General features: G+C 54.0%; 15 protein-coding genes. All 15 read left to right on the top strand.

Annotated elements, in window-relative coordinates; all coding sequences use genetic code 11:
• Positions 1-33 precede the first annotated feature (33 nt).
• A complete protein-coding gene (locus ACZF99_RS15180; RefSeq protein ID WP_483605937.1) occupies positions 34-1272 on the top strand; it encodes a bifunctional 3,4-dihydroxy-2-butanone-4-phosphate synthase/GTP cyclohydrolase II in 1239 nt (412 codons plus the stop codon).
• Between the two features lie 64 nt (positions 1273-1336).
• Entirely contained in the window at positions 1337-1804 is a 468-nt protein-coding gene (gene ribH, locus ACZF99_RS15175; RefSeq protein WP_430702695.1) for a 6,7-dimethyl-8-ribityllumazine synthase, read from the top strand.
• A 117-nt stretch (positions 1805-1921) separates the two neighbouring features.
• On the top strand, positions 1922-2719 hold the full coding sequence (locus tag ACZF99_RS15170; protein WP_483605935.1) for a segregation and condensation protein A: 798 nt from the start codon (positions 1922-1924) through the stop codon (positions 2717-2719).
• Positions 2688-3335, top strand: a complete 648-nt coding sequence (gene scpB / locus ACZF99_RS15165; protein ID WP_483605933.1) for an SMC-Scp complex subunit ScpB — start codon at positions 2688-2690, stop codon at positions 3333-3335. Before ACZF99_RS15170 ends, scpB begins: the two co-directional genes overlap by 32 nt.
• Before the next feature lie 266 nt (positions 3336-3601).
• Positions 3602-4285, top strand: a complete 684-nt coding sequence (locus ACZF99_RS15160) for a DUF2953 domain-containing protein (protein ID WP_483605931.1) — start codon at positions 3602-3604, stop codon at positions 4283-4285.
• The gene (gene ytfJ, locus ACZF99_RS15155) at positions 4258-4755 is read left to right on the top strand and encodes a GerW family sporulation protein (RefSeq protein WP_483605929.1); all 498 of its coding nucleotides are present in this window, start codon (positions 4258-4260) and stop codon (positions 4753-4755) included. Before ACZF99_RS15160 ends, ytfJ begins: the two co-directional genes overlap by 28 nt.
• A gap of 140 nt (positions 4756-4895) precedes the next feature.
• Positions 4896-6098, top strand: a complete 1203-nt coding sequence (locus ACZF99_RS15150) for a D-alanyl-D-alanine carboxypeptidase family protein (protein WP_483605927.1) — start codon at positions 4896-4898, stop codon at positions 6096-6098.
• 36 nt (positions 6099-6134) lie between these two features.
• Positions 6135-6764: a nucleoside recognition domain-containing protein gene (locus ACZF99_RS15145; RefSeq protein WP_483605925.1), complete on the top strand. Its 630-nt coding sequence runs from the start codon at positions 6135-6137 to the stop codon at positions 6762-6764.
• 6 nt (positions 6765-6770) lie between these two features.
• Positions 6771-7304: a spore maturation protein gene (locus ACZF99_RS15140; RefSeq protein WP_483605923.1), complete on the top strand. Its 534-nt coding sequence runs from the start codon at positions 6771-6773 to the stop codon at positions 7302-7304.
• Between the two features lie 142 nt (positions 7305-7446).
• Complete coding sequence (locus ACZF99_RS15135) at positions 7447-8193, top strand: pseudouridine synthase (RefSeq protein WP_483605922.1); 747 nt, start codon at positions 7447-7449, stop codon at positions 8191-8193.
• Positions 8194-8572: 379 nt separating this feature from the next.
• Positions 8573-9100 (top strand): redoxin domain-containing protein, encoded by a 528-nt coding sequence (locus ACZF99_RS15130; RefSeq protein ID WP_483605920.1) that lies wholly within the window; start codon positions 8573-8575, stop codon positions 9098-9100.
• Positions 9101-9121: 21 nt separating this feature from the next.
• On the top strand, positions 9122-10792 hold the full coding sequence (gene resB, locus ACZF99_RS15125; RefSeq protein ID WP_483605919.1) for a cytochrome c biogenesis protein ResB: 1671 nt from the start codon (positions 9122-9124) through the stop codon (positions 10790-10792).
• A complete protein-coding gene (gene ccsA, locus ACZF99_RS15120; RefSeq protein WP_483605918.1) occupies positions 10789-12054 on the top strand; it encodes a cytochrome c biogenesis protein CcsA in 1266 nt (421 codons plus the stop codon). The genes resB and ccsA overlap by 4 nt, the downstream gene beginning before the upstream one ends.
• A 64-nt stretch (positions 12055-12118) precedes the next feature.
• Positions 12119-12835, top strand: coding sequence for a response regulator transcription factor (locus tag ACZF99_RS15115; RefSeq protein ID WP_483605917.1), 717 nt, complete (start codon positions 12119-12121; stop codon positions 12833-12835).
• Positions 12836-14275 (top strand): ATP-binding protein, encoded by a 1440-nt coding sequence (locus ACZF99_RS15110; protein ID WP_483605916.1) that lies wholly within the window; start codon positions 12836-12838, stop codon positions 14273-14275.
• Positions 14276-14374 lie beyond the last annotated feature (99 nt).

The raw sequence follows: 14374 nt of genomic DNA, 5'->3' as shown, positions 1-14374 counted from the left end.
TTTTGAACTACATATAATAAGGAGGGGAAAGCTATGAGCGATATTGTATTAGATCGGGTTGAAGAAGCGATCTACGAATTGATGCGAGGCAAGGTCATCATCGTCGTCGACGACGAAGACCGGGAGAATGAAGGGGACTTTTTGGCCCTGGCCGAAAAAGCGACGCCCGAAGTGATCAACTTCATGATCACGCAAGGCCGCGGTCTGGTCTGCCTGCCGATTACGGCGGAGCGGGCCGAAGAGCTGGACCTGCAACCGATGGTGGCGCAAAACACCGATAACCACGGCACGGCCTTTACCGTTTCCATCGATCATAAGGATACGACGACGGGGATTTCGGCGTATGAGCGGTCCTTGACCGTTAAGGCGATCATGGACCCGAACGCCAAGGCTTCGGATTTCCGCCGGCCGGGCCATATGTTTCCGCTGATCGCCAAAAAAGGCGGCGTGTTGCGGCGCGCCGGCCATACGGAAGCGGCGGTCGACTTAGCTCGGATGTGCGGCGCTTATCCGGCCGGCGTGATCTGCGAAGTGATCAAGGAAGACGGGACGATGGCCCGATTGCCGGACTTGGTGGAAATTGCCAAAACCTATGACCTGAAATTAATCAGCGTCAAAGATCTGATTCACTACCGCAATGAAAAGGAGAAACTGGTCACCCGCGAAGTCGAGGTCCGCATGCCGACCGATTACGGCGAGTTCCGCGCCGTTGCTTACACGAACGACGTCGACAACAAAGAGCATGTCGCGCTTGTCAAAGGCGAGATTAACGGCGACGAGCCGGTACTGGTGCGGGTGCATTCCGAATGCTTGACCGGGGACGTATTCCACTCCCACCGCTGCGATTGCGGTCCGCAATTCGAAGCGGCTTTGCGCCAGATCGAGGAAGCGGGCCGCGGCGTGCTGCTGTATATGCGCCAGGAAGGCCGGGGCATCGGCTTGATCAATAAGCTGAAAGCCTACAAGCTGCAGGAACAAGGTCTCGATACGGTTGACGCCAATCTGAAGCTCGGATTTCCGGCGGACCTGCGCGATTACGGTATTGGAGCGCAGATCCTTAAGGATCTGGGCATTCGCCAGATTCGCCTGATGACCAATAATCCGCGGAAGATCAAAGGCTTGGAGGGTTACGGGCTGGAGGTCGTCGAACGCGTACCGATTCAAATGAAGGAAACTGAGGATAACACCAAATATCTGCACACGAAGCAGACTAAATTAGGGCATTTACTCAGATTTGACGATCTGGAGCAGGACGAATCCTCCCGGGTTTAGAACAGCGGAAGGCTGCGACGTGAAATCATCAAATTATCTCCCAATAGAAAGGTATGATTATGAAATGGCAAACGTATTTGAAGGGCACTTAGTATCGGAAGGGTTAAAATATGCGATCGTCGTCGGGCGGTTTAACGAGTTCATCACAAGCAAGCTGCTCACCGGCGCCTTGGATGCCTTGAAACGGCACGGGGCCAAAGAGGAAGAGATCAACGTCGCCTGGGTACCGGGCGCATTCGAAATCCCGTTTGCGGCACAGAAGCTGGCCGAGAGCGGCAAATACGACGCCGTGATCACGCTGGGCACCGTCATCCGGGGTTCCACTACGCATTACGATTATGTCTGCAACGAAGTCGCGAAAGGCGTGGCGGCCGTAGGTCTCAAAACTGGCGTACCGACGATCTTCGGGGTTGTGACCACCGAAAACATCGAGCAGGCGATCGAACGCGCAGGCACGAAAGCCGGCAACAAAGGTTGGGACGCGGCGATGGCGGCGATCGAAATGGCGAACTTGACGAAACAGCTGAAATAGTGCTTATCTTAATGTAGTATCCCTCATCGGCGGGGTACTACATTTTTCTTTTGCAACCAACCGTTTTTAAGGTAAACTAATCTACATATATGTTAGGTTACGGGTGGAGGATGTTCATTGACGACAGTTACGTACAAGCTGGAAACCTTCGAGGGACCGCTGGATTTGCTATTGCACTTGATCGACAAAGCGGAGATCGATATCCATCAAATCTCCATCAGCGAGATCACCGATCAGTACCTCGAATATTTGCAAGACATGCAGGAGCTAGAGCTGGAGGTGACCAGCGAGTTTCTGGTCATGGCGGCCACGCTGCTGTCGATCAAGAGTAAACAGCTATTGCCCAAACCGCCCGTTATCGAGTTGGACGATGAATTCGATTATCTGCTGGAGGATGAGGAAGATCCGCGGGACGAACTGATCCGCAAGCTGATCGAATATCGGAAATATAAGGGCATCGCCGAGCATTTGCATGAACGGGAATGGGAGCGCAGCTTGATATTCTCCAAGGAACCGGAGGACTTGACGCCGTTTATGCCGGAAGTGCAAGAGAACCCCGTGAAGGGCCTGCACGCCGCCGACCTGATCGCCGTTTTTCAGAAGGCGATTCGTCGGGCGGCCAAACGCAACACGGTGGCGCGAATCCACCGCGACGAAATTTCCGTCAAGGACCGGATCAAGGAGGTCGTGGCCGCGCTTGAGCAGACGGGCAAGGGGGGACGGTTGCTCTTTTCCAAGCTGCTGCACCCCGAGATGTACCGGCATGAAATCGTCGTCACGTTTTTGGCCGTGCTGGAGCTGATGAAGATGAAACAGATCGTCTGTTACCAGAACAAACTGTTCGACGATATTGTTATGGAGTGGAGAGGGGAAGGAAAGATCGATGAATTTTCAGGAATTGAAATCGATTATTGAGGGGCTGCTGTTTTTGGCGGGCGAAGAAGGCCTGAGCCTCAAGCAGCTGGCCGAAGTGACGGAACAGCGGCAGGAGGTGGTTTCGGATGCCCTGCTCGATCTGAAGTCGTCCTTCGAGCGAGCCGGCAGAGGACTTCAGATCGTGCAGATCGCCGGTAATTACCAGTTAGCCACGCTGCCGGAGCATGCCCCTTATTTCGAACGTCTGGCTTATTCGCCATCGCGTTCGACCTTATCCCAGGCGGCGCTCGAGACGCTGTCGATCATCGCTTACCGTCAACCGATTACCCGGGTGGAGATCGAGGAGATCCGCGGGGTCAAGTCGGAGCGGGCCATCCATTCGCTGGTGAACAAGGATTTAATCGAGGAGGTTGGCCGTGCCGAAGCGATTGGACGTCCGATTCTATACGGTACGACCAAAGCCTTTCTTGATTATTTCGGATTGGCCAGCTTGAAGGATCTGCCGGACTTGGCCGATTTCGAAAGCGCCGAGCAACTGGAGGAGGAAACGCAGCTGCTGTTTCAGCGGCTGGAGGAACAACAGTTGACCTTCGACGACGTGGACAATGAAGTTTCGCCGCCGGATGGGGATGGTGACCGGGAGGGCGAGATCTGATGAAGCGCTGTTTTTTCAAATAGCGGCCGAGGATGAACATAAAGCGGTATTTCCGGGCATCCGGATAACATAAGGGAACTTTTTGCCTCTTTTTTGCCCCTATTGGGTGGCCTCGGCTTCCCGACGGGGGCTTTTTCTGCCTATCGTGCCTAAATAATGCCTCAGATGTTCCTTTTGTTCCCCAAGCGTTTTGAACGAATTTTTTCCTTTTTGGATAGACATACTACGATGGAGAATTTTATCTGATAGGTATGGAGGGCTTTCCCGTGTGGATTTGGCTCGGAGGCATCCTGATCCTGCTGCTGCTTATAGCCGCCTTGATTTTGCTGTCTACCATCACGCTCCATTTGACTCTGCGCAAGAAGAATCGGGACGATACGATCCTGCTGGATGTCACGATGCTCTACGGCTTTGTTCGCTTGCATTATCAAGTGCCCTCGGTTCGCTTGAAGAACTGGCGCGATGGCCTGCAGTTCGAGGAGAATCGGTCTGAGAACATACTGCAAAAGGAGTCTTCGAGCGTCGACCAAAAATTGAACAAAGATCAAATCGATCTATGGATGGACGAGTTCGACCGGATGCTCAAGGCGACCAGCGGGTTTCGGGTATGGCTTCGGTCCACGCTCCGTCGCGTATCGTTCCGCCAGTTGGAATGGTCAACCAATGTGGGTCTGGAGGATGCAGCCCATACCGCGACATTGACCGGGGCGTTATGGGGGGTTAAAGCCACGCTTGTCGGGTGGCTTACCCATCACATCTCATTAAAGCAGCGACCGAAGCTATTCGTCGTTCCGGTATTCGGCGGCACGCCGTTATTTTCCACGGAATTTCGCTGCATAGCGCAAATTCGCTGCGGTTATGCTATATATGCTGGACTGGTACTTATAGTTCGCGTGCTAAAAGTGAAGGGAGGAGTGAAAAAATGGCTGACCATCCTATTCAAGGGTTAATGCAAACCGCCATGGAGAACATCAAGGATATGGTTGATGTGAACACGATTGTGGGCGAGCCGGTCGAAACGCCGGACGGCAGCGTGATTCTGCCGATCAGCCGCGTCGGGTTCGGATTTGCTGCCGGGGGCAGCGATTTCAATATCGACGACGGCCATGATAAAGAGGGCACGAGTTCGTCTGAGCACGGCAAAGCCCGTCCATTCGGCGGCGGTAGTGGCGGCGGGGTATCGATAAATCCAATCGCATTCCTCGTCGTGGGCAAGCCGGGGGTACACATCGTACCGCTGGACAATCAGACGCATCTGGTCGAAAAGATCATCGATTCGGTGCCCGGCGTTATCGACAGAATCCAGTCCATGTTCCCGAACCAACAGGCACCGGTGGATCCCTCGATCGCATCGGCACAGGCTGCGCAAAACGCGATGCAGGAATCGGCTGCAAGAACCGGCGTCAACCCGTTCACCTAACCGCCTTACGACCGTCGATCCTTTCCGGACTTCCGGGAGGGGTCTTTTTCTTCGTTTCGGGGTTGGACATACTCTCTTGGATTATCGCATATAAGTAAACAAGTACTCGCTACAGTACCTGTTACCGGAGGAATCGACTTATGAGGAAAAATGCATCTGGCCGCAAATTTCGCTCGGTTTGCGGTTGCCTGGCCGCCCTGCTGCTGCTAAGTTGGCTGAGCCCGACAGCGGTACAGGCCGCTCCTGAAGCGCCAACCGTTCACGCTCAAGCCGCAGCGGTCATCGACGTGACTTCCGGCCGCCTGTTGTATAGTCTGCGGGGAGATGAGCAGTTGCCGATCGCCAGCCTGACCAAAATTATGACGGCCATCGTCGCCATCGAGCACGGCAAGCTATCGGATACGGTCACGGTCGGAAAGAACGCTTTTGCCAAGGAAGGTTCGTCCATTTATCTCCGTTTGGGGGAAGAGATGAGCCTGGAAAATATGCTGTACGGGCTCATGCTCCGCTCGGGCAACGATGCGGCTACGGCGATCGCCGAGCATGTCGGCGGCTCCGAGGCGGGGTTCGTTTACTTGATGAACGAAAAAGCCAAGCTGCTCGGACTAACGCATACCCGCTTTGAGAATCCCCATGGCCTCGACGCCAAAGGGCATTATTCGACGGCTAACGATTTGGCCAAGCTGACAAGCTATGCACTCCAAAATCCGCAGTTTAAGGAGATCGTCCGTACGCCGAGCAAAACCGCGCCGAATCCCAACGATCCTTGGGATTACAAATGGTTGAACAAAAACAAGATGCTGCGTTTCTACGATGGGGCGGACGGCGTCAAAACCGGCTATACCCAAATTGCTAAACGCTGCCTGGTGAGTTCCGCGACCCGCGGCGGACAGCAAATCGCCGTCGTCACCTTAAATGACGGGGATGATTGGAACGACCACCGGAAGCTGTTGGACTTCGGCTTTGCCAACTTTCCGCTGACGACGCTGATCGACAAAGGGCAGGAGGTTCAGAACGGTTTGATCACCGGAGCGGAATTCAAATATGCGTTGGCTCCGGAGGAAGTCGGCCAAATTGAAAGAAGGCTTAAGCTATCCACGGCACGCGCAGGTTCGTTCGGATACCGCGGGAGTATCACCGTTCTGTTGAAAGGGGAAGAGATCGGCACGGTGCCGATCTACGATAAAATCAGCTACAGCCCGTCCAGATTGGGAGAAGGAAGCGAACCGAAAGCCGACGGGGCATTTGGCTCCGCCTCAGACGGCAAGCTCATCCGGTTGCCCTCCGATTGGGCCGGGACGCTGAAAAGTGTGCTGCAATCCCTGCTCTTTGACGTTCAATAACAGAATTACAGGAGACAGGGCCAAGGAGGGAGAAGAATGGTTAATAAAATCTGGCTTGCGCTCATTTTGATCGGGTTTCTGTTTGCCGCCGTGAAAGGGGAAATCGGAACCGTGACGCAAGCGGCATTCGATGGGGCCGCGACCGGTGTGACCGTTTGTTTCGGTTTGATCAGCGTATTGGTGTTCTGGCTCGGCATCATGCGGCTGGCAGAGGATTCCGGCTTGGTTAAAGCCATTTCCCGGCTGCTTGGGCCGATCGTTGCTTATTTGTTTCCCGACGTGCCTAAGAATCATCCGGCCATGGGGTATATTCTATCGAACATGAGCGCCAATTTGCTGGGATTGGGGAATGCGGCAACGCCTATGGGAATCCGCGCCATGCAGGAGCTTCAAGAATTGAATCCGGACAAACAGACGGCTTCTCCGGCGATGTGCACGCTCCTGGCACTCAACACGGCGAGCATCACGTTGATTCCGACGACGTTGATTGCCATCCGCATCAATTTTCATTCCGCGAATCCGGCCGAGATCGTTGGCTCTACGCTGCTTGCGACCGCAATCGCCACGATGGCGGCCATCCTGGCCGACCGTTGGTATCGCAAGCGCAGCCCTTATCGGACCCCGCCACAGGCCACAGCGCCGCCCAATATCTCGCTGAAAGGGTGAGGCACTTTGCTGGACTGGATCAATCTAGTTTCCGCTTGGGCGGTACCGGTGATGATCGCGTTCATTCCGCTTTATGCTTATTTTAAAAAAGTGCCGGTCTACGAATCGTTCGTGGACGGGGCCAAGGACGGTTTTTCGACCGCCATCGGCATCATCCCGCATTTGGTGGGCATGATGGTGGCCATCAGCGTATTCCGCGCGTCGGGGGCGCTGGATTTCTTCGTCGGTTGGGTAGCTCCCCTGCTGTCTTGGCTGCGGGTTCCGCCGGAAGTGCTGCCGCTTGGTTTCCTCCGGCCTTTGACCGGAACCGGATCGCTCGCGTTTACGACCGATCTGATCAAAACCTACGGTCCGGATTCGATGATCGGCCGCATCGCCTCCACGATTCAAGGAAGCACCGATACGACGTTGTACGTATTGACGGTCTACTTCGGAGCCGTAGGGATTCGGAATGGCCGTTACGCCTTAAAGGTTGGGCTGTTTTCGGATATTGTCGGATTTATCGCGGCGATCGCCGTTTGTCTGCTCTTATTCGGATAATTCCTGCATTACATATCGTTTAGGAATCACGTGTAAACCGTCCCGGCAGCAAGCTGACGAGGCGGTTTTTGCGGTTTCTCCGCACGGCTATTGTGATTTTGCCCTTCGGTGGGTATCATGTGTATGAGGTGACTTAGCGAAAATGGAGAGATTACAGAAAATATTGGCCGCCGCAGGTGTGGCCTCCCGCCGCAAATGCGAGGAATTGATTTTGAGCGGCAAAGTTCAGGTGAACGGGGAAACCGTCACGACCCTCGGCACGAAAGCCGATCCAACCGTTGACGTCATTACCGTCGAGGGGAAGGCGATCGGCAAGGAGAAGAAGCTGTATTTGGTGTTCAACAAACCGAAAGGCGTGATCACGAGCGCATCCGATCCCCAAGGCCGTAAAATCGTCACCGACTATTTAAAAGGAATCACCGAGCGGGTTTACCCGGTAGGCCGGCTCGATTATGATACCGAAGGACTGCTGTTGCTGACCAATGACGGTGAATTTGCTCATCTGCTGACGCACCCGAAGCATCATGTGCCGAAGACGTATCATGCCACGGTCAAAGGTGTACCGCATGGTTCGGCGCTGGACAAGCTGAAGCAAGGCGTTATGCTGGAGGACGGAATGACGGCCCCGGCGGAGGTGGAGTACCAAGACGTCGATCCGGAAGGCAAATTCTCGACGATTTCGATCACGATTCATGAGGGCAGAAACCGGCAGGTACGCCGCATGTTCGACGCGATCTCGCACCCCGTGACAAAGCTGAAGCGCATTTCCTTCGGCGATTTGTACCTCGGCAACCTGAAGCGCGGCCTGTACCGCCATTTGACCAAAGAAGAGGTCGAAAGCCTCTATAAACAAGCCCGCCCCACCACTCCCCCCAACCCGAAGCGCTAGAACTGCGGTGAAAGTGGTAACGAAGAAGGGAATTAGAAGCTGAAACGGCTAACGTTCTAAGAACATGAACTCTAAAGTTGAACTTAGAAAAAGCGGAGAATGGCAAAGTGTGAAATGATTCTGAAGAAACGGCAGTGGTCGCCTTTGTGAGCGGATTTCTACCCTATATGAATTTAGGAAATCAGAGAAATCCGCGAACAACAGCGATCGTAAGCCTAAAATTCCGCACGGAGTTACCAAAAATCACCTCATTTCTAGCGCGTCACATAATATTCATATTTCCCCGGGCTGAAACTGTGGCAAATTTCGTTATAATGTTCATAGAGTGTTCACGATTTGTTCAACACTTATGATTTTTGTCATAGAAAGGAAGTTAAATATGGGGAAGGCGAGACGGCCGATCCAAATCGTTATTTTACTGCTAATCGTCGTCCTGGGCGGCTATGCCATCGGGACCGCGGTGTTCGGCGGCGAAGCCGAAAAGCCGAAGCAGGGCGGACAACCGCCGGCCTTTAAGCTGCTTGGTTTGGATGGACAGGTACATACGCTGGACGACTATAAAGGCCAAACGGTTGTCCTGAATTTCTGGGCTACCTGGTGTACCTATTGTGTGAAAGAAATGCCTGCCCTGCAAGCCCAGTGGGAAAAATGGCGCGATCAAGGCGTCGTCGTGCTGGGGGTCAACACGGGCGAGGACGAGATGACCGTGGAAAATTTCGTCAAGCAGACGGGCGTGGATTTTCCCATTTTATTCGATTCGGATAACACCACGACGCGCGATTACGGCATCGTGCCGATGCCGACGACGTTTTTTATCGGCAAAAACGGCAAAATCTCCTCCATCCATCAAGGCGAACTGAACTTGGATACGCTGGATGACCAAATCAGGCAGTTGATGGATCTTTGACGACGAGAGGAGGCATAAGCGGTGATCCAAAATACAAAATGCGAATGCGGCCACCAGAATCGGGTGGGAACCGTGTTATGCGAAGCCTGCGGCAAACCACTGATCGAGGATGAGCAGTCGGGCGGGTTGCTGGAGATGCGCTATGACGGGGTTGCCCGGCGCTCGCAGCGAGCCAACCCTAACGTGATCGATCGGATTTGGAATTTCTTCTCCTCCGTGAAGGTGGCTGTCTACCTGATCATCATCACGCTGATTGGCGCGATGTTCGGCACAATCTTCGAACAGGAGAGCAACTTCGTCAATTTCGACCCGTCCACCTTTTATAAGAACAAATACGGAACGATCGGCGAAATCTATTACCGACTGGGTTTATCCCATACGTATGAATCCTGGTGGTTTATTCTGCTGCTGGTTATGATCGGCGCTTCGCTGGTGATCTGCAGCCTGGATCGCGTGCTTCCGCTATACAAAGCGCTTTCAAAGCAAAAAGTGCGCAAGCACCTTGAATTCCTGACCCGCCAGAAAATCGTGTACCAGGGGGAAGTCGAGGAAGAAGGCGGCGATTGGGTGCAGCGCGCCGTTCAGCCTTTGCGAAAGAAGCATTACCGCGTTTACACGGACGGCAGCGCTCTGTTGGCCGAGAAGCAGCGGTTCAGCCGCTGGGGGCCTTATATCATTCATATCGGGTTGATCGTGTTTCTCCTGGCCGTCTTATTCCGAGGTTTGCCGGGTCTGCACCTGGACAAACATTACTGGTTCCCCGAGGGGGAAGTGACGCGAATCCCGGAAACCGACATGTATTTGAAAAACGAGAAGTTTACGGTCGAATATTACAACGAGGACGAAATGTCCGAGGATTTCAAAGCAAGGGGCAAAGTCGTTCCCAAGCTGTTCGAGACGCAAGCGGTGCTCTATGAATGCACGGCGGATTGCGATGATCCTTCGAAAGAGCCGCAGCTTCGGGAAGTGAAGCGTCACGCCATCCGGGTGAACGATCCGCTCAGCTACAAGGGTCTCCAAGCCTACCAGTTCGACTTCGATCTGACGCCGAAGCTGAGATCCGTACAACCGGCTTTGGTGAATGGTAAAACCGGAGAATCGTACGGTAAATTTAAACTGGATATGAGAAATCCGCAGCGTGAATTTGTGGTCGGCCCTTATCGGCTTACGCTGCAAAACAAATATATGGATTTTTCCCTTAACGACCAAGGGCAGCCGGTATCCATCTCCGGCGAGCCCAATGCGCCCGCCTTCTTGTTCTTGATCCAAGGACCGGGGCTTCCTGACGAGGGCGCGCAGTATATTTACTTTCCCAAGCAGATCGACAAGGAGCGTTTTCAGCAGGATGCGATCAACCGGCAGCTCGGCGGAGTGCAGGATAAGCTGCAATTGGACGTTCTCGGCATGGAGGACGTGGACTTCATCGAAGCGTCCAGTTACCTGAACATTCGCGTCGACCGGGCCATGCCGTTCGTCTGGTTGGGACTCGGAATCGTGATGCTGGGGCTGATTTTAGGGTTTTATTGGCAGCATCGCCGGATATGGCTGCGCGTGGACGGCCGTCAGCTGACGCTGGGCGGACACACGACGAAGAACTGGTTCGGCATGCGCCGCGAAGTTGCCGCGTTCCTCCAATCGATGGGCCTGGAAGCGGATGAGAAGTCATTGGAAAATAGGGGGGAACGTCCATGAACTTTCTGGAAATCAGTAGAGTCGCATTTATGACGGCCTTTTTGCTGTATTGCGCGGCCTTTATTTTATATGTGGTGGCCGTCACGGGAAAAACATGGCGCAATCGCGACCCGCAGCGCCATGAGATCAAATGGGGGCGCATTTCGTTCGGCGTTTCCTCGCTTGGTTTGCTGTCGCATCTCGTTTATTGCGGTACCCGCTGGGCTTACAGCGGACATGTGCCGGTCAGCAACATGTACGAATTCATGTCGTTTTTGTCGATGATGATCATGGTGGCCTTTACCATCGTCTTTATCATTTACCGCAAAATTCTGCTCGGCATGTTTGCGCTCCCGTTGGCGATTCTGATCATGGCCTATGCCGCCGTTTTTCCGCAGGACGTGCAGCCGTTAATTCCGTCGCTTCGCTCCATTTGGCTCTATATTCACGTCACGCTGGCGGCCACCGGCGAGGCGTTTTTCGCCGTCGGATTTATCGCCGGCTTGATGTACCTGCTGCGCGCCGTGGATTTCACGGCCACCGACCGGCCGGGCCGGCGGCAAAAATGGTGGGTTGAATTTACGCTCTTTTCTATTATTATAGTATTGGGCTTTCTTGTTTCCGTATTCGCCTTTCGGGCAGCAGGATATGAAGCCGTATTCGTACAAAATCAGACAACGATTGACAGCCAAGTAGAGCAGGATAGTACAATAGAAGATAAAGAAATCTATAATCTGCCGCCGATCGTCGGTCCGCATCACAGCGAACCGGAGCAAATCCAGCCGTTCCTCGGCATGACAAAACCGTTATTCGATGCGCCTTCCTGGATGAGGGGGGACACGGCGGGCCGTAAACTGAACACGGTCATTTGGGCTATACTAACGGGGACCGTGCTTTATGTGCTGCTCCGTTTGATCCTTCGCAAACCGCTAGGCACGGCGCTGTCGCCAACACTGCGGGGTATCGATCCGGATGATCTGGATGAGATCAGTTACCGGGCAATTGCGATCGGATTCCCGATCTTTACTTTGGGGGCGCTCGTATTTGCCATGATCTGGGCGCAGCAGGCCTGGGGCAGATTCTGGGGTTGGGATCCGAAGGAAGTATGGGCGCTGATTACCTGGCTGTTCTACAGTGCCTATCTGCATTTGCGCTTGTCGCGAGGGTTTCAGGGACGCAAGGCATCTTGGCTTGCCGTCTTGGGATTTCTGGTCGTGATGTTTACGCTCGTAGGGGTGAATTTGATCATCGCCGGTCTGCACTCCTATGCGGGTACCGATTAACAAAGCAAGAAGACCATATGGACTGCTCAACTGATTGGGTAAGATGATGAAGGGGTTGTTGTTAATGTCAGATCAAGCAAACCGCATTCTGGTAGTCGATGACGAGGAGCGGATTCGCCGGCTGCTGAAGATGTACTTGGAAAAAGAAGGCTACGAAATCGATGAAGCGGAAGACGGCGAAACCGCCTTGAAAAAGGCGACCTCCGGCGACTATGGGTTGATTCTGCTCGATGTCATGCTGCCGGGCATTGACGGCGTCGAGGTCTGTAACCGTTTGAGACAAGTCAAAGCCACGCCGGTGCTGATGTTGACGGCCAAAGGCGAGGAAATTAACCGCGTGCAGGGCTTTGAAGTCGGAGCGGACGATTACGTCGTGAAGCCGTTCAGCCCAAGGGAGGTTATCTACCGGGTCAAAGCGATTATGCGCCGGGCTTCGGCAACGGCCTATTTGACCAAGGAAAGCGGGACTAGCAACAATATCGTGTTCCCTCATCTCGTGATAGAGCATGACGCCCACCGGGTAACGGCAAGCGGCCAAGAGGTCAGCCTGACCCCGAAGGAATATGAACTGCTGCATTATCTGGCGGTTTCGCCGGATAAGGTGTTTTCCCGGGAAGAACTATTGAAGGACGTATGGAATTACGAATTTTTCGGCGATTTGCGTACGGTAGACACTCATGTCAAACGGCTGCGCGAGAAGTTGAACAAGGTTTCGCCGGAATCCGCCGCGATGATCACCACGGTATGGGGCGTCGGTTACAAGCTGGAGGTTTCGAAGTAAGTGAACTTCTGGAGAACGCTCGTCGGTAAGCTGTGGATTACGATCATTTGCCTGGTGGCCTGCGTCATGATGCTGATGGGTCTGTTTCTGCTACCTTATATCGATACGAATTTTACGAACTCCGGAGCGGTCAAACGACTATTCGTGATCGTCGCGATGATCGGATTTTCGCTCACGACGTTTTTTGCGTTGTTTCTGTTCACCAAGATCACCCAACCGATGCAGCAGTTGATTCAAGCTACCGATTCGGTGCGCAAGGGCAAGTACGATACTCGCCTGTCGCTCCGCACGAGCGACGAGATCGGCGAACTGGCGATCACGTTCAATCATATGGCGGAAGAACTGGACAATACGATTCGCAGCCTGAAGCATGAGAAAGAGCATCTTTCCAGCGTACTGCGCAGCATGAACGATGCGGTGATCACCTTGGATCGAAACGGCTATGTCATCTTGACCAACCCGCCGGGCGATCGGATTCTGCAGATGTGGAGCGATCTGACCGAGGAAGATGCGGAGGATCGGCTGGCGCCGACCGGTGAAGGACAGCCTGTTCCTCAGCCGCTGCTTCCGATGTTCCGCCGGCTGCTGGACCAGGAAAGCGACCAAAAGATGAACGTCCACGTGATGAAAGGCGTATGGTCCGTTCATATGGCCCCGCTGTCCTCGGACGGCGAAGTCCGCGGGGCGGTCGCCGTGCTTCGCGACGTGACCGAAGAGGTGAGCCTGGAGAAAATGCGCCGCGACTTCGTAGCGAACGTGTCGCACGAAATCCGAACCCCACTGTCGATGATGCAGGGCTACAGCGAAGCGTTGCTGGACGGCATGGCTTCTTCCCCGGAAGAAAGTGCCGAGCTCGCACAGGTCATTTATGACGAGTCCTTACGAATGGGGCGGCTGGTTCGCGACTTGCTGGACTTGGCTCGCATGGAGGCCGGTCATACCGATATGGTAATGCGCCAGGTGGATTTCCGCGAATTGGCCGAGCGGGTGTACCGTAAATTTCAGGTGCGGGCCAAGGAGAACGGCGTCGATCTCACGTTGGAATTGGAAGCGGGGGATTTGAAGCTGCTAGCCGATGAGGACCGATTGGAGCAGGTGCTGACCAACCTGCTGGACAATGCGTTCCGGCATACGCCGGAAGGCGGAAAAGTTACGGTGACGGCCGGCATGCAGCAGGACGGGCAGAGCGAGCGGCTCCACGCGACCGTGACGGATACGGGCGTCGGCATTCCCAGCGACGATGTGCGGTTTATCTTTGATCGCTTCTATAAAGCCGACAAGGCACGTGTTCGTGGGGAGAACGGGGGGACGGGACTCGGGCTCTCCATCGTTAAGAATATTATTGATGCGCATCACGGCTCGGTTTGGGCCGATAGCGAAATCGGCAAAGGCACGGCTTTTCACTTTCTGCTTCCTGTCGAAAAGGGGCAAACCACGTAATCAACAAAAAAACATCCTTCGCGAAGAAGGATGTTTTTTTGTTGAATGCCGCAGATAAATCTTGTTCATCGTGGAACAATAATCGGGATTTGGGCCGGG

The organism is Paenibacillus sp. JL3B1040 (assembly GCF_057063165.1).
This window is presented reverse-complemented; position numbering and strand designations above follow the sequence as displayed.